General features: G+C 62.4%; 26 protein-coding genes. 11 read left to right on the top strand and 15 right to left on the bottom strand.

Going from position 1 to position 20,677, the window contains the following annotated elements; translation table 11 throughout:
- The first annotated feature begins 148 nt into the window (after positions 1-148).
- Entirely contained in the window at positions 149-1,339 is a 1,191-nt protein-coding gene (locus ACIPW4_RS06820) for an alkaline phosphatase family protein (RefSeq protein ID WP_400656449.1), read from the top strand.
- 43 nt (positions 1,340-1,382) lie between these two features.
- On the opposite strand, the gene hisC is transcribed toward ACIPW4_RS06820, so the two are convergent.
- From hisC to ACIPW4_RS06870, 10 genes are all read right to left on the bottom strand, one after another.
- The gene (gene hisC, locus ACIPW4_RS06825; protein ID WP_400656038.1) at positions 1,383-2,432 is read right to left on the bottom strand and encodes a histidinol-phosphate transaminase; all 1,050 of its coding nucleotides are present in this window, start codon (positions 2,430-2,432) and stop codon (positions 1,383-1,385) included.
- A 2-nt stretch (positions 2,433-2,434) separates the two neighbouring features.
- Positions 2,435-3,760 carry a histidinol dehydrogenase gene (gene hisD, locus ACIPW4_RS06830; protein ID WP_400656041.1) on the bottom strand — a complete coding sequence of 442 codons (1,326 nt, stop codon included), beginning with the start codon at positions 3,758-3,760 and terminating at the stop codon, positions 2,435-2,437.
- Positions 3,761-3,886: 126 nt separating this feature from the next.
- Complete coding sequence (gene hisG / locus ACIPW4_RS06835; protein WP_400656043.1) at positions 3,887-4,522, bottom strand: ATP phosphoribosyltransferase; 636 nt, start codon at positions 4,520-4,522, stop codon at positions 3,887-3,889.
- 174 nt (positions 4,523-4,696) lie between these two features.
- Positions 4,697-5,962: a UDP-N-acetylglucosamine 1-carboxyvinyltransferase gene (gene murA / locus ACIPW4_RS06840; protein WP_400656045.1), complete on the bottom strand. Its 1,266-nt coding sequence runs from the start codon at positions 5,960-5,962 to the stop codon at positions 4,697-4,699.
- A gap of 23 nt (positions 5,963-5,985) precedes the next feature.
- Entirely contained in the window at positions 5,986-6,225 is a 240-nt protein-coding gene (locus ACIPW4_RS06845; RefSeq protein ID WP_003255121.1) for a BolA family protein, read from the bottom strand.
- A 118-nt stretch (positions 6,226-6,343) separates the two neighbouring features.
- On the bottom strand, positions 6,344-6,646 hold the full coding sequence (locus tag ACIPW4_RS06850; protein ID WP_400656047.1) for a lipid asymmetry maintenance protein MlaB: 303 nt from the start codon (positions 6,644-6,646) through the stop codon (positions 6,344-6,346).
- A complete protein-coding gene (locus ACIPW4_RS06855) occupies positions 6,643-7,290 on the bottom strand; it encodes a phospholipid-binding protein MlaC (RefSeq protein ID WP_400656049.1) in 648 nt (215 codons plus the stop codon). Before ACIPW4_RS06855 ends, ACIPW4_RS06850 begins: the two co-directional genes overlap by 4 nt.
- Positions 7,291-7,299: 9 nt before the next feature.
- Complete coding sequence (gene mlaD, locus ACIPW4_RS06860; RefSeq protein WP_201176384.1) at positions 7,300-7,785, bottom strand: outer membrane lipid asymmetry maintenance protein MlaD; 486 nt, start codon at positions 7,783-7,785, stop codon at positions 7,300-7,302.
- A complete protein-coding gene (mlaE, locus tag ACIPW4_RS06865) occupies positions 7,785-8,582 on the bottom strand; it encodes a lipid asymmetry maintenance ABC transporter permease subunit MlaE (RefSeq protein ID WP_317661316.1) in 798 nt (265 codons plus the stop codon). The genes mlaD and mlaE overlap by 1 nt, the downstream gene beginning before the upstream one ends.
- Positions 8,582-9,391: an ATP-binding cassette domain-containing protein gene (locus ACIPW4_RS06870; protein WP_400656052.1), complete on the bottom strand. Its 810-nt coding sequence runs from the start codon at positions 9,389-9,391 to the stop codon at positions 8,582-8,584. Before ACIPW4_RS06870 ends, mlaE begins: the two co-directional genes overlap by 1 nt.
- A 247-nt stretch (positions 9,392-9,638) precedes the next feature.
- On the opposite strand from ACIPW4_RS06870, the gene ACIPW4_RS06875 reads away from it, so the two are divergent.
- The 10 genes from ACIPW4_RS06875 (at position 9,639) to ACIPW4_RS06920 (ending at position 16,655) form a co-directional block, all read left to right on the top strand.
- The gene (locus ACIPW4_RS06875) at positions 9,639-10,613 is read left to right on the top strand and encodes an SIS domain-containing protein (RefSeq protein WP_400656054.1); all 975 of its coding nucleotides are present in this window, start codon (positions 9,639-9,641) and stop codon (positions 10,611-10,613) included.
- A gap of 13 nt (positions 10,614-10,626) precedes the next feature.
- On the top strand, positions 10,627-11,151 hold the full coding sequence (locus tag ACIPW4_RS06880) for a KdsC family phosphatase (RefSeq protein WP_400656056.1): 525 nt from the start codon (positions 10,627-10,629) through the stop codon (positions 11,149-11,151).
- Between the two features lie 8 nt (positions 11,152-11,159).
- Positions 11,160-11,732 (top strand): LPS export ABC transporter periplasmic protein LptC, encoded by a 573-nt coding sequence (gene lptC / locus ACIPW4_RS06885; protein ID WP_400656058.1) that lies wholly within the window; start codon positions 11,160-11,162, stop codon positions 11,730-11,732.
- On the top strand, positions 11,719-12,246 hold the full coding sequence (gene lptA, locus ACIPW4_RS06890) for a lipopolysaccharide transport periplasmic protein LptA (protein WP_400656061.1): 528 nt from the start codon (positions 11,719-11,721) through the stop codon (positions 12,244-12,246). The genes lptC and lptA overlap by 14 nt, the downstream gene beginning before the upstream one ends.
- Positions 12,247-12,972: an LPS export ABC transporter ATP-binding protein gene (lptB, locus tag ACIPW4_RS06895; RefSeq protein WP_027920214.1), complete on the top strand. Its 726-nt coding sequence runs from the start codon at positions 12,247-12,249 to the stop codon at positions 12,970-12,972.
- A gap of 175 nt (positions 12,973-13,147) precedes the next feature.
- A complete protein-coding gene (locus ACIPW4_RS06900) occupies positions 13,148-14,641 on the top strand; it encodes an RNA polymerase factor sigma-54 (protein ID WP_400656063.1) in 1,494 nt (497 codons plus the stop codon).
- Between the two features lie 78 nt (positions 14,642-14,719).
- Positions 14,720-15,028 (top strand): ribosome hibernation-promoting factor, HPF/YfiA family, encoded by a 309-nt coding sequence (gene hpf / locus ACIPW4_RS06905; RefSeq protein WP_003255135.1) that lies wholly within the window; start codon positions 14,720-14,722, stop codon positions 15,026-15,028.
- Between the two features lie 12 nt (positions 15,029-15,040).
- Positions 15,041-15,505 (top strand): PTS IIA-like nitrogen regulatory protein PtsN, encoded by a 465-nt coding sequence (gene ptsN / locus ACIPW4_RS06910; RefSeq protein ID WP_400656065.1) that lies wholly within the window; start codon positions 15,041-15,043, stop codon positions 15,503-15,505.
- Between the two features lie 2 nt (positions 15,506-15,507).
- Positions 15,508-16,362 carry an RNase adapter RapZ gene (gene rapZ, locus ACIPW4_RS06915; RefSeq protein ID WP_400656067.1) on the top strand — a complete coding sequence of 285 codons (855 nt, stop codon included), beginning with the start codon at positions 15,508-15,510 and terminating at the stop codon, positions 16,360-16,362.
- A gap of 20 nt (positions 16,363-16,382) precedes the next feature.
- Positions 16,383-16,655 (top strand): HPr family phosphocarrier protein, encoded by a 273-nt coding sequence (locus ACIPW4_RS06920; RefSeq protein ID WP_400656069.1) that lies wholly within the window; start codon positions 16,383-16,385, stop codon positions 16,653-16,655.
- 163 nt (positions 16,656-16,818) lie between these two features.
- Here the strand turns inward: ACIPW4_RS06920 and ACIPW4_RS06925 are convergent, their stop codons facing one another.
- From ACIPW4_RS06925 to ACIPW4_RS06945, 5 genes are read right to left on the bottom strand one after another with little or no spacing between them, the layout of a single operon-like run.
- Positions 16,819-17,712, bottom strand: a complete 894-nt coding sequence (locus tag ACIPW4_RS06925) for a ZIP family metal transporter (protein ID WP_400656451.1) — start codon at positions 17,710-17,712, stop codon at positions 16,819-16,821.
- An 11-nt stretch (positions 17,713-17,723) separates the two neighbouring features.
- Positions 17,724-18,335 carry a superoxide dismutase gene (locus tag ACIPW4_RS06930; RefSeq protein WP_400656071.1) on the bottom strand — a complete coding sequence of 204 codons (612 nt, stop codon included), beginning with the start codon at positions 18,333-18,335 and terminating at the stop codon, positions 17,724-17,726.
- A 1-nt stretch (position 18,336) separates the two neighbouring features.
- Entirely contained in the window at positions 18,337-18,798 is a 462-nt protein-coding gene (locus ACIPW4_RS06935; RefSeq protein WP_400656074.1) for a hypothetical protein, read from the bottom strand.
- Positions 18,799-18,828: 30 nt separating this feature from the next.
- Positions 18,829-20,205 carry a class II fumarate hydratase gene (locus tag ACIPW4_RS06940; protein ID WP_400656076.1) on the bottom strand — a complete coding sequence of 459 codons (1,377 nt, stop codon included), beginning with the start codon at positions 20,203-20,205 and terminating at the stop codon, positions 18,829-18,831.
- Positions 20,198-20,599 (bottom strand): FagA protein, encoded by a 402-nt coding sequence (locus tag ACIPW4_RS06945; protein WP_400656078.1) that lies wholly within the window; start codon positions 20,597-20,599, stop codon positions 20,198-20,200. The genes ACIPW4_RS06940 and ACIPW4_RS06945 overlap by 8 nt, the downstream gene beginning before the upstream one ends.
- Between the last annotated feature and the right edge of the window lie 78 nt (positions 20,600-20,677).

Genomic DNA, 20,677 nt, shown 5'->3' on the forward strand with positions numbered 1-20,677 from the left:
CCAATCATCCGACGAATTTGCCAAGCTTAATGGAACGCCTTGCAGACATCAATTCAACTGGCATTTCTGTCAGTTGCCAGCCGAGGGACTTGTTGCAAGGCTTGGCATGTCACCCAGCAAGGCATCATTCATGGCCCTTTCCAAGACATTGCGGTTGATTGCCCTGGTTTCTGCCGGCGTGCTGCTCGGCGTGCTTTTCAAAGGCTGCGACCATAGACAGCCCCCCATACAACCCAAGACGCTCATCATCGGCATGGACGGCGTGCAGTTGCAGCACTACGAACAGCTGGGCAGCGACACCAACCTGCACAAGCGCCTGTTCTACGGCAAAGCATACGCCGGAGGCATCAGTGGCCGCGCCAGCGAACAGGCGACCATCAGCGGCCCGGGCTGGATAACCTTGCTCACCGGCGTATGGGCCAACAAGCATGGAGTCATTGCCAATACAGAATCCTTACGGATCGACCCCAGGTTCCCCAGCCTGTTCAAACGGCTGCGCGACGCCCTGCCCAATGCCTACCTCTCCAGTATCGTGAACTGGTCGCCGATCAACACGGCCTACCTGCTGGAGGACGCGCAAGGCAACAATGTGCGCGAAAGCGGCCTGAGCGATGAGCAGGTAACCGCCCGCACCCTGGAGATCCTGGAAAACACAGCTGCCGACTTCACCTTCATCCAGCTCGACGAACCCGATGAAGTCGGCCACGCCAGCGGCTTCGGCCCGGCTTACCAGGTCGCCCTGCGCGAAGCTGACGAGAAGCTTGGGCGCCTGCTCGACAAGGTCGCGGCGCGTGCGCAGAAGAACCCGCAGGAGGACTGGCTGGTGCTCGTCTGTACCGATCACGGTCGTGATTACTGGGGCTCGGGCCACGGGGGTGTGACCGAGCAGGAAAAGACGGTCTTCATCGCCAGCAACAAGCCTTTGAACGAAGAGCTGACCCAACCGAGCGTTCCAGAGGACAACCCCGGGCCCAACAACTTGTATGGCTTCGCGGCGCAGACGTCGGTGGCCCCGACCGTACTCAGGCACATGGGGCTCGACCTGCTGCCAGAGTGGGGGCTCGATGGCACGCCACTGTTGGGCGCCACGGGCGTACGCAAGGCACGGGCCATCGAAGGCGACGCCAGGTTGCTGTGGAACAGCGACTCACAAAGGGCAGTGATCATTCACAGAAATGGCCAGGTCGCCGCGAGCGTGCCGGCCTACCTGCAGCAATGGACTGATCCGCAGGGCATGCGCGAGGCCAGGGACTATGTGCTCGTGCTGGATGACACGCCGATAGCGCTGCGCACCCGGCCGGTCAGCGCGCCATTCGCCCTTGAGAAAGCCAGCTACTGATGTGTGCGCCACAGGAGCGAGATCGCCCCTGTGGCGCACCGCGTCAGTTCAGCGCATCGATCAACGCCTGGTTCATCTCCGGCGTACCAACGGTGATCCGCAGGAACTGGGCAATACGTTCCTGCTTGAAGTGACGCACGATCACCCCTTGCTCGCGCAGGCGCGCCGCCAGTTGCGCGGCATCCTGCTGCGGGTGGCGGGCGAAGATGAAGTTGGCCGCCGACGGCAGCACTTCGAAGCCCTTGGCAACCAGTTGCTCGACCAGCGTTTCACGGCTGTCGATCACCTTGCGGCACGTTTCCTCGAAATACGCCTGATCTTCGAACGCCACCGCCGCACCGACGATGGCCATGCGGTCCAGCGGGTAGGAGTTGAAACTGTTCTTGATCCGCTCCAGCGCTTCGATCAGGTCCGGATGGCCGACGGCCAGGCCGACCCGCAACCCGGCCAGCGAACGCGATTTCGACAGGGTCTGGGTCACCAGCAGGTTGTCGTAGCGATCCACCAGGCTGATGGCCGTCTCCCCACCGAAGTCGATGTAGGCCTCGTCCACCACCACGACCGAGTCACGGTTGGCCTGCAGCAACTGCTCAATCGCTTGCAGCGGCAGCAGACAGCCGGTGGGCGCGTTGGGGTTGGGGAAAATAATGCCGGCATTGGCCTTGGCGTAATCGGCGATGCGGATCTGGAATTGCTCATCCAGCGCCACTTGCTCGAATGGAATACCGTACAGACCGCAGTAGACCGGATAGAAGCTGTAGCTCACGTCCGGGAACAGCAGCGGGCCACGATCGTGCTGGAACAAGCCGTGGAAAATGTGCGCGAGCACCTCGTCCGAGCCGTTGCCGACGAATACCTGGGCCGCTGTGACGCCGTAATACTCGGCCACCGCCTGCTTGAGCCGGTCGCTGTTCGGGTCCGGGTACAGGCGCAGGTTGTCGTTCAGCTCGGCGCGCATGGCTTCCAGCGCCTTGGGCGATGGGCCATAGGGGTTCTCGTTGGTGTTCAGCTTCACCAGGCGGGCCAGCTTGGGCTGCTCGCCCGGCACGTAGGGCACCAGCTCCTTGACGAAGGGGCTCCAGAATCGACTCATGCTCAGTTCCCCTTGTCTTGGGTGAGGATACGGTATTCGGCACTGCGGGCGTGGGCGGTCAGCGACTCGCCGCGGGCCAGGACCGAGGCGGTGTGGCCGAGCTCGGATGCGCCCTGCTCGGAGCAGAAGATGATCGACGAGCGCTTCTGGAAGTCATACACCCCCAGCGGCGACGAGAAACGCGCGGTACCGGAGGTCGGCAACACATGGTTGGGGCCGGCGCAGTAGTCGCCCAGCGCTTCGCTGGTGTGGCGGCCCATGAAGATCGCGCCGGCGTGGCGGATCTGCGGCAGCCAGGCTTGCGGGTCGGCAACCGACAGCTCCAGGTGCTCAGGCGCGATGCGGTTGGCCACCTCGATGGCCTGCTGCATGTCGCGCACCTGGATCAGCGCACCACGGCCGTTGATCGACTTCTCGATGATCTCGGCACGCTCCATGGTTGGCAGCAACTTGTCGATGCTCGCGGCCACGCGGTCGAGGAACGCGGCATCCGGGCTGACCAGGATGGCCTGGGCGTCTTCATCGTGCTCGGCCTGGGAGAACAGGTCCATGGCGATCCAGTCCGGGTCGGTCTGGCCATCGCACACCACGAGAATTTCCGAAGGGCCAGCGATCATGTCGATGCCGACCTGGCCGAACACATGGCGCTTGGCGGTGGCCACGTAGATATTGCCCGGGCCGACGATCTTGTCGACCTGCGGCACGCTTTCGGTGCCATAGGCCAAGGCAGCGACGGCCTGGGCGCCACCGACGGTGAACACCCGGTCGACACCGGCGATGCAGGCGGCAGCCAGTACCAGTTCGTTGACCTCGCCACGCGGGGTCGGCACCACCATCACCACCTCGGTGACGCCGGCGACCTTGGCCGGGATGGCGTTCATCAGCACCGACGACGGGTACGACGCCTTGCCACCCGGCACGTACAGGCCGGCACGGTCCAGCGGGGTAACCTTCTGGCCGAGCACGGTGCCGTCGGCCTCGGTGTACTGCCAGGAGTCCTGCTTCTGCCGCTCGTGGTACAGGCGCACACGGTTGGCGGCTTTCTCCAGGGCTTCACGCTGGGTGTCGGTGATACGGGTCAGGGCCAGTTCCAGGCGCTCGCGGCGAAGGATCAGGTCATCGATGGACTTGGCGTCAACACCGTCGAACCGCTGGGTGAACTCCACCAGCGCGGCGTCACCGCGTTCGCGCACGGCCTTGATGATGTCGAGCACGCGCTGGTTGACCGCGTCATCGGACACACTTTCCCAGCTCAGCAGATGATCCAGATGTCGGGCGAAATCCGGGTCAGCAGCGTTGAGACGGGCAATTGCAGTGGACACGGTCATGGCGAGGGCCTCGATTATTAGCGAATGCTCAGGCGCCCTAGGCTACCAGTCCATCCGCGCGGGCACCCGAGAAAAGTGGCTATGACGCGGATAGACGGGCGCGACAGCGGAGGTCGCGCGCAGGACTTAACCGCGGTGTCGCGATTCGACCGCTTTGCGCAGCGTGTCGATCAGGCTCTGGATGCGGGCGTGCTGCATCTTCATGGAGGCTTTGTTGACCACCAGGCGCGAGCTGATCGTGGCGATCATGTCCTGAGGTTCCAGGCCGTTGGCACGCAGGGTGTTGCCGGTGTCGACCACGTCGATGATCTTGTCGGCGAGGTTGATCAGCGGTGCCAGTTCCATCGAGCCGTACAACTTGATGATATCGACCTGGCGACCTTGCTCGGCGTAGTAACGCTTGGCCACATTGACGAACTTGGTGGCGACACGCAGGCGGCCCTTGGGCTCCGGCGCACCGGTGACACCCGCAGTCATCAGCTTGCACTTGGCAATCTGCAGGTCCAGTGGCTCGTACAGGCCCTGGCCGCCGTACTCCATCAGCACGTCCTTGCCAGCCACGCCGAGGTCGGCAGCACCGTGCTCGACATAGGTCGGCACGTCGGTGGCACGCACGATCAGCAGGCGCACGTCGTCCTGCGTGGTGGGGATGATCAGCTTGCGGCTCTTGTCCGGGTTCTCGGTCGGCACGATACCGGCCTCGGCCAGCAATGGCAGGGTATCGTCGAGAATACGGCCTTTGGAAAGCGCGATGGTCAACATTGGAACGTCGGTCCTTAAGCGGCTACTGCCGGCCGGGCTTTCGCCCGACCGCATTCAATTCGTAAGGCGATTCTGCAGGAGCGGGCTCGTCGAAGCGTCGAACCGCCGCGAACACCGGCGGAGCCGGTGCCATGCATTGCGGCGGCTTCTTCGCGAGCACGCTCGCTCCCACAACTAGCCCGGTACGCGGCGGATTTTCGCGCCGAGCATCTGCAGTTTTTCCTCGATGCACTCGTAACCACGGTCGATGTGGTAGATGCGGTCGATCAGGGTATCGCCTTCAGCGACCAGCGCCGACAGCACCAGGCTGGCGGATGCACGCAGGTCGGTGGCCATGACCGGGGCGCCCTTCAGGGCCGGTACGCCGGTGACGATCGCCGTGTTGCCTTCGACCTGGATCTGCGCGCCCATGCGGTGCATTTCGTACACGTGCATGAAGCGGTTTTCGAAGATCGTCTCGATGACTGCGCCAGTCCCTTCGGCGATGGCGTTCAGCGAAATGAACTGCGCCTGCATGTCGGTCGGGAACGCCGGGTACGGGGCGGTGCGCAGGTTGACGGCTTTCGGCCGCTTGCCGTGCATGTCCAGTTCGATCCAGTCCTCGCCGGTGGTGAGGTCGGCGCCCGCTTCCTTGAGCTTTTCCAGTACCGCCTCGAGGATGGTCGGGTCGGTGTCCTTGACCTTGACGCGGCCGCCAGTCACGGCAGCGGCGACCAGGTAGGTGCCCGTCTCGATACGGTCGGGCATCACGCGGTAGTTGGCCGAGCCCAGGCGTTCGACGCCATCGATGGTGATGGTGTCGGTACCGGCGCCCTGGACCTTGCCGCCCATGGCGTTGATGAAGTTGGCCAGGTCGACCACTTCAGGCTCGCGTGCGGCGTTCTGCAGCACGCTACGGCCCTTGGCGAGGGCCGCCGCCATCATGATGTTCTCGGTACCGGTCACGCTGACGGTGTCGAAGAAGAAATGCGCACCGCGCAGGCCGCCTTCAGGCGCCTTGGCCTTGATGTAGCCGCCTTCGACCTCGATCTTCGCACCCATGGCCTCGAGGCCGCGGATGTGCAGGTCGACCGGGCGCGAACCGATGGCGCAGCCACCTGGCAGGGCCACTTCGGCTTCACCGAAGCGCGCGACCATGGGGCCGAGCACCAGGATCGAGGCGCGCATGGTCTTGACCAGCTCGTAAGGGGCTACCAGGGTCTTGATGGTGCGCGGGTCGATCTCCACGGCCAGCTTTTCGTCGATCACAGGCTCGATGCCCATGCGCCCGAACAGCTCGATCATGGTGGTGATGTCGTGCAGGTGCGGCAGGTTGCCGACGGTGACCGGGCCATCGGCCAGCAGGGTCGCAGCCAGAATCGGCAGTGCCGCGTTCTTCGCGCCGGAAATGCGGATCTCGCCGTCAAGACGAGCGCCGCCAGTAATAATCAGTTTGTCCATTGGTGTCTCGCCGCCAAGTTGGCTCAGGTGCGCTCAGCCCAGGCTGCGCTGCTGAAAAATTTCATGGTTACCGCATGGATGCTGCCATTGGCAATCCACGGATTCAGGTGAGCATAGATCGCCTGCTGACGTTTGACCGGGCTCAGGCCAGCCAACTCGTCGCTGATCACGTTCAACTGGAAGTTGCAGCCTTCGCCTTCAACTTCGACCCGGGATCCCGGCAATTTCTCTTCAAGGAAGCTCTTAACTTCTACGGCCTGCATGCTCAACCTCAATCGGCGCCCGATGCGCACGGGTCGGCCATCATACAAAAAAGCCCCTCGCCTGCGAAGCCCAACGAAGGGGCGCGCGACCGAGGGGCCTGTCATCACTGCCAAGCCATCAGCTTGCCAGCACCTCATCGAGGTCATAAACCCCGGCAATTTCCTGCATGTCTTCGGGCATGCCGCGCACCTCGAAGGCCTTCCCGGCTGCCTGTGCGTCACGGATGAACGCCAGCAGCAACGACAGGCCGACACTGGTGGAACGCGCCACGGCCGAGCAGTCCAGCACCAGACGTGCTTCACGGCAAGCGCCGATCAGCGCCTTGCCCTGCTTGCGCAGGGCCGGCCCGCTGCGGTAGTCCAGTTCGCCGGCCAGGCGCAGCACGCCCGGCTCGGCCATGGTTACAGCGGCCTCGCTCATTTGACGGTCTTCTCTGGCGAGTCGTCGGCCTTTTCCTTGGCCTTGGCCACTTCGCCGGCCCAGCCGTCGATGGTCTTGTCCAGGTCGTTGCCGTTGCGCTGCATGGCGTCGGCGAACTGGTCGCGGAACAGCTTGCCGATATTGATGCCGTTGACGATGACGTTGCGCACCTTCCACTCGCCACCGAGGTTTTCCAGGGTGTACTGCACCGGGTACACGGCACCGTTGTTGCCGGTGACCTTCATGCCTACGGAGGCGCGCTTGCCGTCATCGGCCTTGGCCGGGTCCACGACGATGCCCTGGTTGTTGTATTCCAGCAGGGCGTTACCGTAGAACTGGAACAGGCTGCGCTTGAAGTTTTCCTGGAAGCGCTGCATCTGCGCAGGGCTCGCCTTGCGCGAGTACTTGACGGTCATGATGCTTCTGGAGATGCCGTCGGCATCGACCACCGGCGCGAGGATCCGGTCAAGGGTGTCGTAGAAGGCTTGCGGGTTGGACTTGTACTGCTCCTTGTTGGCCTTGAGCTGACCCAGCAGCTCGGTGGTGGTGCTCTGAACCACGTCATGCGGCGACTGTGCGGCCAGGGCCATCAGGGGGAAGGCCGCCAGCAGCACCAGCAGGCCACGTCGCAGGATCGAAATCATGGAAACTCCTTAATTAGCCGGTTGCGCTTCTTTGGGTTCCTTGCCAACGGAGTTGAGCAGGAACTTGCCAATCAGATCTTCCAGAACCAGCGCCGACTGCGTGTCGTGGATGGTGGCGCCATCCTTGAGCACGTCTTCTTCGCCGCCCACGCTGATACCGATGTACTTCTCGCCAAGCAAGCCGGCGGTCAGGATCGAAGCAGTGGAATCGGTCGGCAGGTTGTCGACCGACTTGTCCAGCTGCAGGGTCACCCGACCGGTGTAGGAATCACGGTCCAGATCGATGGCGGTGACCTTGCCGATCGTTACTCCAGCCATGGTCACTTTAGCTCTGACCGTCAAACCGGCGATATTGTCGAAGTACGCATAAACTTTATACGTGTCGCTGCTCGGGCTGGCCGACAGCCCGCTGACACGCAGGGCCAGCAGCAGCAGCGCCAGGATCCCGGCCAGGAGGAACAGGCCGACACCGATTTCCAGGGTGCGGTTTTGCATCAGAAATCTCCAAACATCAAGGCGGTCAGAATAAAGTCCAGACCCAGTACTGCCAACGAGGCATAGACCACGGTCTTGGTGGTGGCACGGCTGATCCCCTCTGAAGTGGGTTCGCAGTCGTACCCCTGGAATACGGCGATCCAGGTCGTGACGAAGGCGAATACCAGGCTCTTGATCAGCCCGTTGAGCACGTCGTCGGTAAAGGAAACACTGTTCTGCATGTTGGCCCAGAACGAGCCTTCGTAGACACCCAGCCAGTCGACCGCGACCCACGAACCGCCCCAGATGCCGACCACGCTGAAGATCAGCGCCAGCAGCGGCAGCGAGATGAAACCGGCCCACAGGCGTGGCGCGACGATGTACTTGAGCGGGTCGACGCCGATCATTTCCAGGCTCGACAGCTGCTCGGTGGACTTCATGTTGCCGATTTCGGCGGTCAGCGCGGAACCTGCGCGGCCGGCGAACAGCAGCGCGGTGACCACCGGGCCGAGCTCACGCAGCAGGGTCAGGGCGACCATCTGCCCGACCGCCTGTTCGGAACCGTACTTGGTCAGGATGCTGTAGCCCTGCAGGGCCAGCACCATGCCGATGAACACGCCGGAAACGACGACGATCGCCAGCGATAGCACACCCACCGAATACAGCTGTTTGGTCAGCAACTGGAAACCGCCGCCGATGCCGCCACGGCCGACCAGTGCATGGAAAAGGAACAGGCACGAGCGCCCGAGCACCGCCAGCACGTCGATCGCCGAGCGCCCGAGCAGGCGGATACGTTCGAGCAAGGATTTTCTGCGCATCACCGCGCCCCCAGGAGGTCGGCGCGGTAGTCTGGCGCGGGAAAATGGAATGGTACCGGACCGTCCGGGTCACCTTTCATGAACTGGCGAATGCGCGGATTGTCCGAGCCCATCAGCTCGTCGGGCGTCCCTTGGCCCAGCACCTGGCCATCACCGACCACATAGAGGTAGTCGGCGATACTGGCGGTTTCGGCCAGGTCGTGGGAAACCACGATGCTGGTGATGCCCAGGGCATCATTGAGCAGGCGGATCAGCCGCACCAGTACACCCATGGCAATCGGGTCCTGGCCGACGAACGGTTCATCGTACATCAGGATCTGCGGATCCAGGGCAATTGCCCTGGCCAGCGCCACCCGGCGTTTCATGCCGCCGGACAGTTCGTCCGGCATCAGGTCGATGGCACCGCGCAGGCCCACGGCCTGCAGTTTCATCAGCACGATATCGCGGATCATTTCGTCGGAAAGCTGGGTATGCACGCGCAACGGAAAGGCGACATTCTCGAACACGTCGAGATCGGTAAACAGCGCGCCGCTCTGGAACAGCACGCCCATCTGCTTGCGTGAGTCGAACAGGTCGCTACGCGAAAGGCTCGGCAGGTTCTGACCCGCCACCCACACTTCACCGCTCGACGGCCGTAGCTGCGCGCCCATCAGGCGTAGCAGCGTGGTCTTGCCGCAACCCGACGGCCCCATGATCCCGGTGACCTTGCCGCGCGGGATACGGATGTCGACATTGCTGAAAATGCTGCGCGAACCGCGCTTGAAGGTGACTCCCTTCAACTCGACCGCGTAGGCGCTATCCACACTCATCTAGACTCCTTGCTAGTGCAGCCTCGCACTTATGGACGCTGGCCTTCATGCTAAAGACACACGCACCCTTGGCAGGCCGAATAGCGGCGAACTATAGCACCGCAGACCGCATGCCCCCAAGGCCGAGAAGCAGGTTGTTAAGGGCAACGACAGGGTTGCATGACATTTGATAGCGCAATCGAAAGGATGAGGCTTTCTTGTATTGCGGCTATAATCGCCGCCTTTTAATCAGGCATTGCTTTTCGACATGAGCCAATCCAGCGAGCTGATCCAATCCGCCCAGCGCACCCTGCGCCTCGAACTCGAGGCTGTGGAAGCCCTGGTGGCCCGCATCGACGCCAATTTCGTCAAGGCCTGCGAACTGATCCTGGCGAGCAAGGGGCGGGTCGTTGTGGTCGGCATGGGCAAATCGGGCCATGTCGGCAACAAGATCGCCGCAACCCTGGCCAGCACAGGCACCCCGGCGTTCTTCGTGCACCCAGCGGAAGCCAGCCATGGGGACATGGGGATGATTACCCGCGACGATGTCATCCTGGCCCTGTCCAACTCCGGCAGCACGGCTGAAATTGTCACCCTGCTGCCGTTGATCAAGCGCCTTGGCATCCAGATGATCAGCATGACCGGCAACCCTGGCTCGCCACTGGCCCAGGCCGCCGAGGTCAATCTCGATGCCAGCGTCTCCCAGGAAGCCTGCCCACTGAACCTGGCCCCGACCTCCTCCACCACGGCAGCACTGGTTCTGGGTGACGCGCTGGCTATCGCCCTGCTCGAGGCGCGCGGTTTCACCGCCGAAGACTTCGCGTTCTCGCACCCGGGCGGTGCGCTGGGCCGCCGCCTGCTGCTCAAGGTCGAGAATGTCATGCACGCGGGCGACGAGCTGCCGCAAGTGCAACGGGGCACGCTGCTCAAGGACGCACTACTCGAAATGTCCCGTAAAGGTTTGGGCATGACCGTGATCGTGGAAGCCGACGGCAAGCTGGCCGGGATCTTCACCGACGGTGACCTGCGCCGCAGCCTGGACCGCAACATCGACGTGCACACCACCCTGATCGACCAGGTGATGACGGTGCACGGCAAGACCGCACGCGCCGAGATGCTCGCCGCCGAGGCCCTGAAGATCATGGAGGACCACAAGATCAGCGCGCTGGTGGTCGTGGACAAGGACGACCGCCCGAGCGGCGCCCTGAACATGCACGACCTGCTGCGCGCCGGCGTGATGTAAGGAGAGCGAACCGATGACTCAAGACTTCATGCAACGTGGCAAGGCGATCAAACTGGCCGTTTTCGATGTCGACGGCGTACTCACTGATGGCCGCCTGTACTTCCTCGAAGATGGCAGCGAATTCAAGACCTTCAACACCCTGGACGGCCAGGGTATAAAGATGCTCATGGCCAGCGGGGTGACCACGGCGATCATCAGCGGGCGCAAGACCCCGGTGGTAGAGCGCCGGGCGAGGAACCTCGGCATTCCCCATCTCTTTCAGGGGCGCGAGGACAAATTGGTTGTACTCGACGGCCTGCTCGCCGAACTGGGCCTAAGCTATGAACAGGTTGCCTATCTGGGCGACGATTTGCCTGACCTGCCGGTGATTCGCCGGGTAGGCCTGGGCATTGCCGTGGCCAACGCCGCACCGTTTGTGCGCCAGCACGCCCACGGTGTAACCCTGGCACGCGGCGGCGAAGGCGCCGCTCGCGAGTTCTGTGAACTGATCATGCAGGCCCAGGGCACCCTGGACGCTGCCAACGCCAACTACCTTTAAGGCTGCCCATGTTCAGCAAGAAAGCCCGCAACATAGCGCTGCTGGTGGTCATCGCCGCCCTGCTGGCGGCGGTTGGCTACTGGAATGTCAGCCCCGAGCGCTTCCTCGAAGCGCCGCAGGCACAAGTCGACGAAAGCGCCATCGACTACTATGCGATCAACGCCCACAGCGTGCAGTTCCTGCCCGACGGCAAACTGCAGTATGAAATGACTGCCGACAAGGTCGAACACCTCAAGGCCAGCGAGGTCACACTGGTGACCACGCCCGACCTGCACCTGTACCGGGGCACTCAGTACCCCTGGCACGTGCAGAGCGTGCGCGCCGAGGTCAACCCTGACGGCACCGAAGTCGAACTGATCGACCAGGTGCGGGTCGCCCGCACCGACGAAAAACAGCGCGACACCATCATCACCAGTTCGCGCATGACCGTATTCCCGCAGAAGCAATATGCGCAGACCGAGCAAGCCGTTAGAATCGACGGCGCCGGTGGTACAACCACAGGCAAGGGAATGAAAGCGTATTTGAAAGAAAGCAAGATCGACTTGCTCTCTAACGTAAGAGGACAGTATGAGGCTCGTTAAAACCCTCCCCCTTTTGCTCAGCCTGAGCGCAGCAGCACTGGGAAGCGCGAGCGCCTTCGCCCTGCCGACCGACCGTGACCAGCCTATCCGCATCCAGGCCGACAACGCGCACCTGGACGACAAGCAAGGCGTGGCCACCTATACCGGCGATGTGATCATCACCCAGGGCTCGATGATGATCAAAGGCAACACCGTGACCATGACCCGTGCCGCCAACGGCGACATCGACGTGGTGACTTCGGTGGGCAACCTGGCCTACTTCGAGCAGCAGCAGAGCACGGACAAGCCCGACAAGATGAAAGGCTGGGCGGTGACCATTCAGTACCAGGCGCAAAAAGACACGGTGATCCTCACCGACCGCGCCAAGGTCGAGAACGAAGGCAACACCACCGAAGGCGAGAAGATCGTCTACAACACCAAGACCCAGGTTGCGACCGCCGGTCGTGGTGGCAACGTGACTCAGCCACGTCAGCGCATCGACATGGTGATCCAGCCGAAGAAGAAGGCCGAGTAAATGGCAACCCTCAAAGCCCAGCACCTGGCCAAGAGCTACAAGGGGCGGCAAGTCGTGCGCGATGTCAGCCTGTCGATCGACAGCGGGCAGATCGTCGGCCTGCTCGGCCCCAACGGCGCCGGCAAGACCACCTGCTTCTACATGATCGTCGGCCTGGTCCAGGCCGACCAGGGGCGCGTGCTGATCGATAACCTCGATGTCAGCCACCAGCCCATGCACGGCCGCGCCCGCGCCGGCATCGGCTACCTGCCGCAGGAAGCCTCGATCTTCCGCAAGCTGTCGGTGGCCGACAACATCATGGCCATTCTCGAGACCCGCAAGGACATCGACCGCGAAGGCCGGCGCAAAGAGCTGGAAAGCCTGCTGCAGGAGTTCCACATCAGCCACATTCGCGACAACCTCGGCATGAGCCTTTCCGGTGGCGAGCGCCGCCGGGTCGAAATTGCCCGCGCCCTGGCCACCGCACCCAAGTTCATCCTGCTGGACGAACCCTTTGCCGGTGTCGATCCGATCTCCGTGGGCGACATCAAGCAGATCATCCACCACCTCAAGGCCAAGGGTATCGGTGTACTGATTACCGACCACAACGTCCGTGAAACCCTGGATATCTGCGAGACAGCCTACATTGTCAATGACGGTCAACTGATCGCCGAAGGTGACGCCGAGACCATTCTGGCCAACGACCTGGTCAAGGAGGTCTACCTGGGCCACGAGTTCCGACTCTGACCCTGTAACCTGCCGGGAGTGCTGGCTTTCACGCCCTGTCGGGGCTTAAGTTGTTACAGCACTCTAGGCAAACGCTACAATTTAAGGCATAAAACTTGCTTGAAATTGGCGCTCCGGCGCCCTCGTGTAGTGGATGGCGCATGCGCGCCGGCGAACAAGGTATTAAGCCCCAGCCATGAAACCATCGCTCGTCCTAAAAATGGGCCAGCAACTGACGATGACACCGCAGTTGCAACAGGCCATCCGCCTGCTTCAGCTCTCTACCCTGGACCTCCAGCAGGAAATCCAGGAAGCGCTGGAGTCCAATCCGATGCTCGAACGTCAGGAAGACGGCGACGACTTCGACAACAGCGACCCGATGGCGGACAACGCCGAAAACAAGCCGGTCGCCGAAGTCCAGGACAACAGCTTCCAGGAAAGCACCAGCAGTGCCGAAACCCTGGAAGACGGTGAGTGGAGCGAGCGAATCCCCAACGAGCTGCCAGTCGACACCGCCTGGGAAGACATCTACCAGACCAGCGCCAGCAGCCTGCCGAGCAACGACGACGACGAGTGGGACTTCACCACCCGCACATCTGCCGGCGAGAGCCTGCAGAGTCATCTGCTGTGGCAGTTGAACCTCGCACCGATGTCCGATACCGACCGCCTGATCGCCGTCACCCTGATCGACAGCATCAACGGCCAGGGCTACCTGGAAGACACCCTCGAAGAAATCTGCGCAGGCTTCGACCCGGAGCTGGACATCGAGCTCGACGAGGTCGAAGCGGTACTGCACCGCATCCAGCAGTTCGAACCCGCCGGCGTCGGCGCCCGCACCCTGGGTGAATGCCTGCTGCTGCAATTGCGCCAGCTGCCCGCCAGCACACCGTGGATGGCCGAAGCACAGCGCCTGGTCACCGACTTCATCGACCTGCTCGGCGGCCGCGACTACAGCCAGCTGATGCGCCGCATGAAGCTTAAGGAAGACGAGCTGCGCCAGGTGATCGAGCTGGTGCAGAGCCTCAACCCGCGGCCAGGTTCGCAAATCGAGTCGAGCGAGCCGGAATACGTGGTACCAGACGTGATCGTGCGCAAGGACAGCGAACGCTGGCTGGTCGAGCTGAACCAGGAGGCGATCCCGCGCCTGCGTGTCAACCCGCAGTACGCCGGCTTCGTACGCCGCGCCGACACCAGCGCCGATAACACCTTCATGCGCAACCAGTTGCAGGAGGCGCGCTGGTTCATCAAGAGCCTGCAAAGCCGCAACGAAACACTGATGAAGGTCGCCACGCAGATTGTCGAGCACCAGCGCGGCTTCCTCGATCACGGCGACGAAGCGATGAAGCCGTTGGTCCTGCACGACATCGCGGAAGCGGTTGGCATGCATGAGTCGACCATTTCGCGGGTGACCACGCAGAAATACATGCACACCCCGCGCGGCATCTACGAACTGAAATACTTTTTCTCCAGCCACGTGAGTACCGCCGAAGGCGGAGAATGCTCGTCTACGGCGATCCGCGCGATCATCAAGAAACTGGTTGCAGCGGAAAATCAGAAAAAGCCATTGAGTGACAGCAAGATCGCTGGTTTACTGGAGGCACAAGGCATCCAGGTAGCCCGTCGCACCGTCGCCAAGTACCGCGAGTCCCTCGGCATCGCACCGTCGAGCGAGCGCAAGCGACTGATGTAGCCCCCGGATGTGCCACAGCGTTTGTGGGGCAGGTGCAATACCTGCCTCTTTATGCACGGGCAACAAAGGAGAAGCTGTATGCAAGTCAATATCAGTGGACAGCATGTAGAAGTCACCCAGCCACTGCGCGATTACGTGCTTGAAAAGCTCGCCCGCGTGGAAAGTCACTTCGACAAGATCACCAACGTGCAGGTCATCATGAAAGTCGAGAAACTGCAGCAGAAGGTCGAGGCGACCCTGCAGATTCCAGGCGGTGAAGTGGTTGCCAACGCGGAACACGAAGACATGTATGCAGCAATCGACGCCTTGGCCGACAAGCTCGACCGCCAACTGAAAAAACACAAGGAAAAACAGCAAAGCCTGCTGCAAGGTGCAGCCGCCCGCTGATCCCTCTCATCCATGATCCGACTTGAAACCATCCTGACCCCCGGCCGTTCCCTTGTGAACGTGCCGGGCGGCAGCAAGAAGCGCGCCCTGGAAAAGGTCGCCAACCTGATTGCCGAGCAAGTACCCGAGCTTGCGATGCAAGACGTCTTCGAAAAACTCATCGCTCGCGAAAAACTGGGCTCGACCGGCTTTGGCAATGGCATTGCCATTCCCCACTGCCGGCTGGAAGGTTGCGACTCCCCGGTAAGTGCCCTGCTGCACCTGGATGCGCCGATCGACTACGACGCCATCGATGGCGCCCCGGTTGATCTGCTGTTCGTGCTGCTGGTACCTGAGGCGGCTACCGACGCCCATCTTGAACTGCTACGCCAGATCGCCAGCATGCTGGATCGCAAGGAGGTCCGTGATCGCCTGCGTGCCGCCGGCAGCAGCGACGCCCTGTTCCAGGTTGTCCTGGACGCACAGAACGAGCACTGAACATGCGCCTGATCATCGTCAGCGGCCGGTCCGGCTCCGGCAAGAGCACCGCCCTCGACGTGCTGGAAGACAACGGTTTCTATTGCATCGACAATCTGCCCGCCGGGCTGCTGCCGCAGCTGGCGGAAAATGCATTGATCAATACCGAGCTGCTGCAACCCAAGGTGGCGGTATCGATCGATGCGCGCAATCTGCCCAGCCACCTGTCGCGCTTCCCCGAACTGCTGGGGGAAGCCCGAGGGCGCCACATCCAATGTGACGTGCTGTTTCTGGATGCCGACGAAGACACCTTGCTCAAGCGTTTCTCGGAAACCCGTCGGCGCCACCCGCTGACCAACGCCAATCGGTCGCTGGCCGAAGCGATCCGCGTTGAAAGCGAACTGCTGGGGCCGATCGCCGACCTGGCCGACCTGAAGATCGACACCACCAGCCTCAATCTCTACCAGTTGCGCGATTCGATCAAACTGCGCCTGCTCAACCAGCCCGAGCCCGGCACCGCCTTCCTGGTCGAGTCGTTCGGCTTCAAGCGCGGTATGCCGGTGGATGCTGACCTGGTGTTCGACGTACGCTGCCTGCCCAACCCCTACTGGAAGCCGGAACTGCGCGATCATTCCGGGCTGGAACAACCGGTCATCGATTACCTGGCCGCACAACCGGATGTCGAAGAAATGTTCAACGACATTTCCAGCTACTTGCTCAAATGGCTGCCACGCTTTGCTGCCAGCAACCGCGCCTATGTCACCATCGCCATTGGCTGCACAGGGGGCCACCACCGCTCGGTCTACATCACCGAACGCCTCGGCCAGCTGCTGCAACAATCCCTGAAGAACGTCCAGGTCCGCCACCGCGACCTCTAGCCCACAGGATCCACCGCACGATGCCCGCCCGCGAAATCACCATCATCAACAAGCTGGGCCTGCATGCCCGGGCGGCCGCCAAGTTCGTCGGTGTAGCCGGCAAATACCCCTGCCAGGTCCGCGTCGGCCGCGCGCCCGACAAGCTGGTGGACGGCAAGAGCATCATGGCGGTGATGATGCTGGCTGCCGGCAAAGGCACCCAGGTACACCTGCTTACCGAAGGGGAGCAGGATAACGACGCCCTGGAAGCGCTGGTGGCGCTGATCGACAACTTCTTCGACGAGGGCGAGTAAGCCCAAAGACGGCCCAGAATCTGTAGGAGCGGCCTTGTGTCGCGAAAGGGCCGCAGAGCGGCCCCAGGATTTCGACATGGGCGCAAAGATCGCCGGGGCCGCTCTGCGGCCCTTTCGCGACACAAGGCCGCTCCTACAGGGACCGCGCCGGGCTCACGGCGAATCACGACATCGCCGTATCCATCACCATCATCAGGCAGAAGCCGATGCACAGCCCTAGGCTGGCCAGGCGGTGATGCCCATTGCTGCGCGACTCGGGAATGATCTCCTGGGTCACCACCAGCAGCATCGCCCCAGCCGCACAGGCCAGGCCCACCGGCAACAGAAACGCTGCCATGTTCACCAGCCAGGCGCAGATCACTGCTGCCAGTGGCTCGACCAGGCCAGAGGCGGCGCCGATCAGGAACGCCTTGAACCTTGGCATCCCCGCCCCGGCCAGCACCAGCGCTATCACCAGCCCTTCGGGAACATCCTGCAGGGCAATGCCCATCGCAAGGCTGTCGGCGTCGGCCATGCCGCCCCCGGCTGACACACCGATGGCCATGCCCTCAGGGATGTTGTGGGCAATTATGGCGATCACGAACAACCAGATCCGCGCGGCGATCACTGGCTGATTCTCGGAGCCCACCAATGCTTCCGGCGAAGCACCGGAAACCTTGAGGTCGACCAGGAACAGGCACAGAGCGCCGAGCATCAGGCCAAAGCTGATCAGGCCACCGGCGCCCCAAGGGCTGAAACCAATGGCCTGGGCGGCATCCAGCCCGGGGATGATCAGGGAGAACGCCGTGGCCGCCAGCATCACCCCTGCCCCGAACCCCAGCAAGGTATCGGCCAGGGCGACCGGCATGTTGCGAATCACCAGCACCGGTACCGCACCCAGGGCCGTCCCCAGCGCACACAATGCACCGCCCTCAAGGGCACGCAGCATCCGCGGTTCCAGGTCCAGCCAGGCAATGCCACGGGCCAGCAGCAGCGCAGTGCCTGCCAGCAACAGCAAGGTACCCAGCGCCAGCCGGAACAGGCGCACACTGCTGACAGACATCACCTCAGAGCGCATACCGGTACGACTCACTTCAAGGCTTCGTGATAGCGGCGATTCACATCCGCCCAGTCAATTACGTTGTAGAAAGCGCCGATGTATTCCGGACGACGGTTCTGATACTTGAGGTAGTAGGCGTGCTCCCACACGTCCAGGCCGAGGATCGGCGTGTTGCCATGCATCAGCGGACTGTCCTGGTTACCACTGCTTTCCACCACCAGTCGCTTCTGCGGAGTCACGCTCAGCCAGGCCCAGCCACTGCCAAAACGGGTCAGCGCAGCCTTGGTGAAGGCTTCCTTGAACGCCTCGAACCCACCGAGCTCGGCGTCGATGGCCGCAGCCACCTCGCCTTGTGGTTGACCACCGCCTTGAGGCGACATGACGGTCCAGAACAGGCTGTGGTTGGCGTGGCCACCACCATGGTTGGTGACCGGCCCGCGCAGGTTCTCAGGCAACGTGCCGACCGCGCCAACCAGTTTCTCAACCGGCCATTCGGCCCACTCGGTGCCTTCGACAGCCGCATTCAGGCCGTTGACGTAGGTCTGGTGGTGCTTGGTGTGGTGGATTTCCATGGTTTGCGCATCGATGTGCGGTTCCAGTGCATCGTAGGCATAAGTCAGTGCAGGCAAGGTATGCGGCATATCAATGGATTCCGTAGGCATGGGTTCTAGGCGTCACGTCCGCCTGGGCAGCGAGTTCGCTGGCCTCGGCGCTGTGGCGGTTGAGCAGGCGCTCGGTGCGCGGGTACTGGCCGTACTCGGCGATGAAACTCAGCAGTTCGGTGTAGGTGCGGCTGCTATGGCGCAGCGCTGCATCACGCAGCGCCTGCGGCAAGCGCGCCTCCTGGCTGGCCTGAAGCAAACGCTGATGGGCGGCGCACAAATAGTCGGCACTCTCGTGCGGTTGGTTCAGGCGCAGGTGCAGATCGGCCAGGTTGTGATGGGCGATGACCAGCGCGGCCACCGCTTCGTCGACGTCATGCCAGCGCTCGAACAGCACCTGGGCCAGGGCCAGGGCTTGCAGGTAGTGTTCCCGTGCGTCGACCAGCTCACCCTGTTCGAACAGGCGGTTGGCCGTCTCGGTGGTGCGTTTCCAGTGCTGCATGGCGTTGTTCCCTCTGGGCGCTACGGCTTGTCAGATGCCGCCTGCGGTGAGTTTTTCAGGGTCCAGCAGCGCCTCGAGCTGATCACGCGACAGGTCGGTGTGCTCCAATGCCACATCGATGATCGGGCGGCCCTGCTGGTAGGCGGTCTTGGCGATTTCGGCGGCCTTGAGGTAGCCGATGATCGGATTCAGTGCGGTAACCAGGATCGGGTTGCGCGCCAGGGCCTCCTTGAGCTTGCCCTCATTCACCTTGAAGCTGGATATGGCCTTGTCCGCCAGCAGACGGCTGACATTGGCCATCAGCTCAATGCTCTCCAGCAGGTTGCGTGCGATCACCGGCAGCATCACGTTCAGCTCGAAGTTGCCTGATTGACCGGCCACGGCGATGGTGGCGTCATTGCCGATGACCTGGGCGGCAACCATGGCGGTGGCTTCCGGGATCACCGGGTTCACCTTGCCAGGCATGATCGACGAGCCCGGCTGCAGGCCCTGCAGTTCGATTTCGCCCAGGCCGGCCAACGGGCCCGAGTTCATCCAGCGCAGGTCGTTGGCGATCTTCATCAACGCCACGGCGGTAGTCTTGAGTTGGCCAGACAAGGCCACGGCAGTGTCCTGGGAGCCGATCAGGGCGAACAGGTTATGACCGGGGGTGAATTCGACCTTGGTGAGGCCGCTCAACTGGCGGGCGAAGCCAGCTGCGAACTGCGGGTGGGCATTGATTCCGGTACCCACGGCGGTGCCACCCTGGGCCAGTGCCTGCAGGCTCGGCAAGGTCGCCTGGATATGCGCCTTGGCGCCGTTGATTTGCGCCGCCCAGCCATCGAGCACCTGGCTCATGCGCACCGGCATGGCATCCATCAGGTGGGTGCGGCCGGTTTTTACATACTGATGCACTTGCGCCGACTTGGCCTCGATCACCTGCACCAGGTGGCTCAGGGCTGGCAGCAGTTGCTCATGCAGGGCCAGGGCGGCACTGACGTGAATGGTGGTCGGGATGATGTCGTTGCTGCTCTGACCACAATTGACGTGGTCATTGGCATTGACCGGCTCGCCGAGAATGCGGCTGGCCAGGGTGGCGATCACCTCGTTGGCATTCATGTTCGAACTGGTGCCGGAACCGGTCTGGAACACATCTACCGGGAAGTGCTCGATGAAGTCTTCGGCCAGCAGTTGCTCGACCGCCTCGACGATGGCCTGGCCCTGCCCTGCCGAAAGTTGCTCCAGCTCGATGTTGGCCTTGGCTGCTGCGGCTTTGGCCAGCAACAGGGCACGAATGAACTGAGCCGGCATGCGCTGGCCGCTGATCGGGAAGTTGTCGACCGCGCGCTGGGTTTGGGCGCCATACAGGGCCTTGGCCGGCACCTGCAGCTCGCCCATGCTGTCACGCTCGATACGGGTATCACTCATCTTCAAATCCTTGCATCAGTTCATCGGGAGAAATCGACGGCAGCAACCGGCAATTGGCCAGCTGCAAGGCATAGGGCTGCCACCGCTGGTTGTGCTCACGGCGATCGAGGTTGCGCAGGTCGAGCAGCGGGCGCCAGGCCTGATCCAGGCACAGGCAGCGCCAGTGCCACGGCAACATGCGGTCGCAGGCGGTATCCAGCAGCAGGCGGAAGGAGGTCAGTGCCACGGTCCATGGCGACGTTTCAGTGCAGCACACCAGGTAACGGCCTTCGGCCAGATAGTGCTCGATCAGGCGCGGCTCGTCGGGCTCAAGGGCGCAGCGGATGCGCCGGCTGAGCCAGCGCCAGTTTTCCAGGTAGGGCAGTTCGCGGAGGACGGGTTTCATGAACATCATCGCCGGGTGACTGGATAATGATATTCATTATTAAGTGATAAACAGAATCACTTCAAGTGGAGAGTGATGAAAGAAAAA

The organism is Pseudomonas sp. NPDC089996 (assembly GCF_044748405.1).
GTDB lineage: Bacteria > Pseudomonadota > Gammaproteobacteria > Pseudomonadales > Pseudomonadaceae > Aquipseudomonas.

Coding starts and splice junctions, on each gene's coding strand:
- hisC (WP_400656038.1), bottom strand. CDS start 2,432: ATGAGTCGATTCTGGAGCCCCTTCGTCAAGGAGCTGGTGCCCTACGTG.
- hisD (WP_400656041.1), bottom strand. CDS start 3,760: ATGACCGTGTCCACTGCAATTGCCCGTCTCAACGCTGCTGACCCGGAT.
- hisG (WP_400656043.1), bottom strand. CDS start 4,522: ATGTTGACCATCGCGCTTTCCAAAGGCCGTATTCTCGACGATACCCTG.
- murA (WP_400656045.1), bottom strand. CDS start 5,962: ATGGACAAACTGATTATTACTGGCGGCGCTCGTCTTGACGGCGAGATC.
- ACIPW4_RS06845 (WP_003255121.1), bottom strand. CDS start 6,225: ATGCAGGCCGTAGAAGTTAAGAGCTTCCTTGAAGAGAAATTGCCGGGA.
- ACIPW4_RS06850 (WP_400656047.1), bottom strand. CDS start 6,646: ATGAGCGAGGCCGCTGTAACCATGGCCGAGCCGGGCGTGCTGCGCCTG.
- ACIPW4_RS06855 (WP_400656049.1), bottom strand. CDS start 7,290: ATGATTTCGATCCTGCGACGTGGCCTGCTGGTGCTGCTGGCGGCCTTC.
- mlaD (WP_201176384.1), bottom strand. CDS start 7,785: ATGCAAAACCGCACCCTGGAAATCGGTGTCGGCCTGTTCCTCCTGGCC.
- mlaE (WP_317661316.1), bottom strand. CDS start 8,582: ATGCGCAGAAAATCCTTGCTCGAACGTATCCGCCTGCTCGGGCGCTCG.
- ACIPW4_RS06870 (WP_400656052.1), bottom strand. CDS start 9,391: ATGAGTGTGGATAGCGCCTACGCGGTCGAGTTGAAGGGAGTCACCTTC.
- ACIPW4_RS06875 (WP_400656054.1), top strand. CDS start 9,639: ATGAGCCAATCCAGCGAGCTGATCCAATCCGCCCAGCGCACCCTGCGC.
- ACIPW4_RS06880 (WP_400656056.1), top strand. CDS start 10,627: ATGACTCAAGACTTCATGCAACGTGGCAAGGCGATCAAACTGGCCGTT.
- lptC (WP_400656058.1), top strand. CDS start 11,160: ATGTTCAGCAAGAAAGCCCGCAACATAGCGCTGCTGGTGGTCATCGCC.
- lptA (WP_400656061.1), top strand. CDS start 11,719: ATGAGGCTCGTTAAAACCCTCCCCCTTTTGCTCAGCCTGAGCGCAGCA.
- lptB (WP_027920214.1), top strand. CDS start 12,247: ATGGCAACCCTCAAAGCCCAGCACCTGGCCAAGAGCTACAAGGGGCGG.
- ACIPW4_RS06900 (WP_400656063.1), top strand. CDS start 13,148: ATGAAACCATCGCTCGTCCTAAAAATGGGCCAGCAACTGACGATGACA.
- hpf (WP_003255135.1), top strand. CDS start 14,720: ATGCAAGTCAATATCAGTGGACAGCATGTAGAAGTCACCCAGCCACTG.
- ptsN (WP_400656065.1), top strand. CDS start 15,041: ATGATCCGACTTGAAACCATCCTGACCCCCGGCCGTTCCCTTGTGAAC.
- rapZ (WP_400656067.1), top strand. CDS start 15,508: ATGCGCCTGATCATCGTCAGCGGCCGGTCCGGCTCCGGCAAGAGCACC.
- ACIPW4_RS06920 (WP_400656069.1), top strand. CDS start 16,383: ATGCCCGCCCGCGAAATCACCATCATCAACAAGCTGGGCCTGCATGCC.
- ACIPW4_RS06925 (WP_400656451.1), bottom strand. CDS start 17,712: ATGCGCTCTGAGGTGATGTCTGTCAGCAGTGTGCGCCTGTTCCGGCTG.
- ACIPW4_RS06930 (WP_400656071.1), bottom strand. CDS start 18,335: ATGCCGCATACCTTGCCTGCACTGACTTATGCCTACGATGCACTGGAA.
- ACIPW4_RS06935 (WP_400656074.1), bottom strand. CDS start 18,798: ATGCAGCACTGGAAACGCACCACCGAGACGGCCAACCGCCTGTTCGAA.
- ACIPW4_RS06940 (WP_400656076.1), bottom strand. CDS start 20,205: ATGAGTGATACCCGTATCGAGCGTGACAGCATGGGCGAGCTGCAGGTG.
- ACIPW4_RS06945 (WP_400656078.1), bottom strand. CDS start 20,599: ATGATGTTCATGAAACCCGTCCTCCGCGAACTGCCCTACCTGGAAAAC.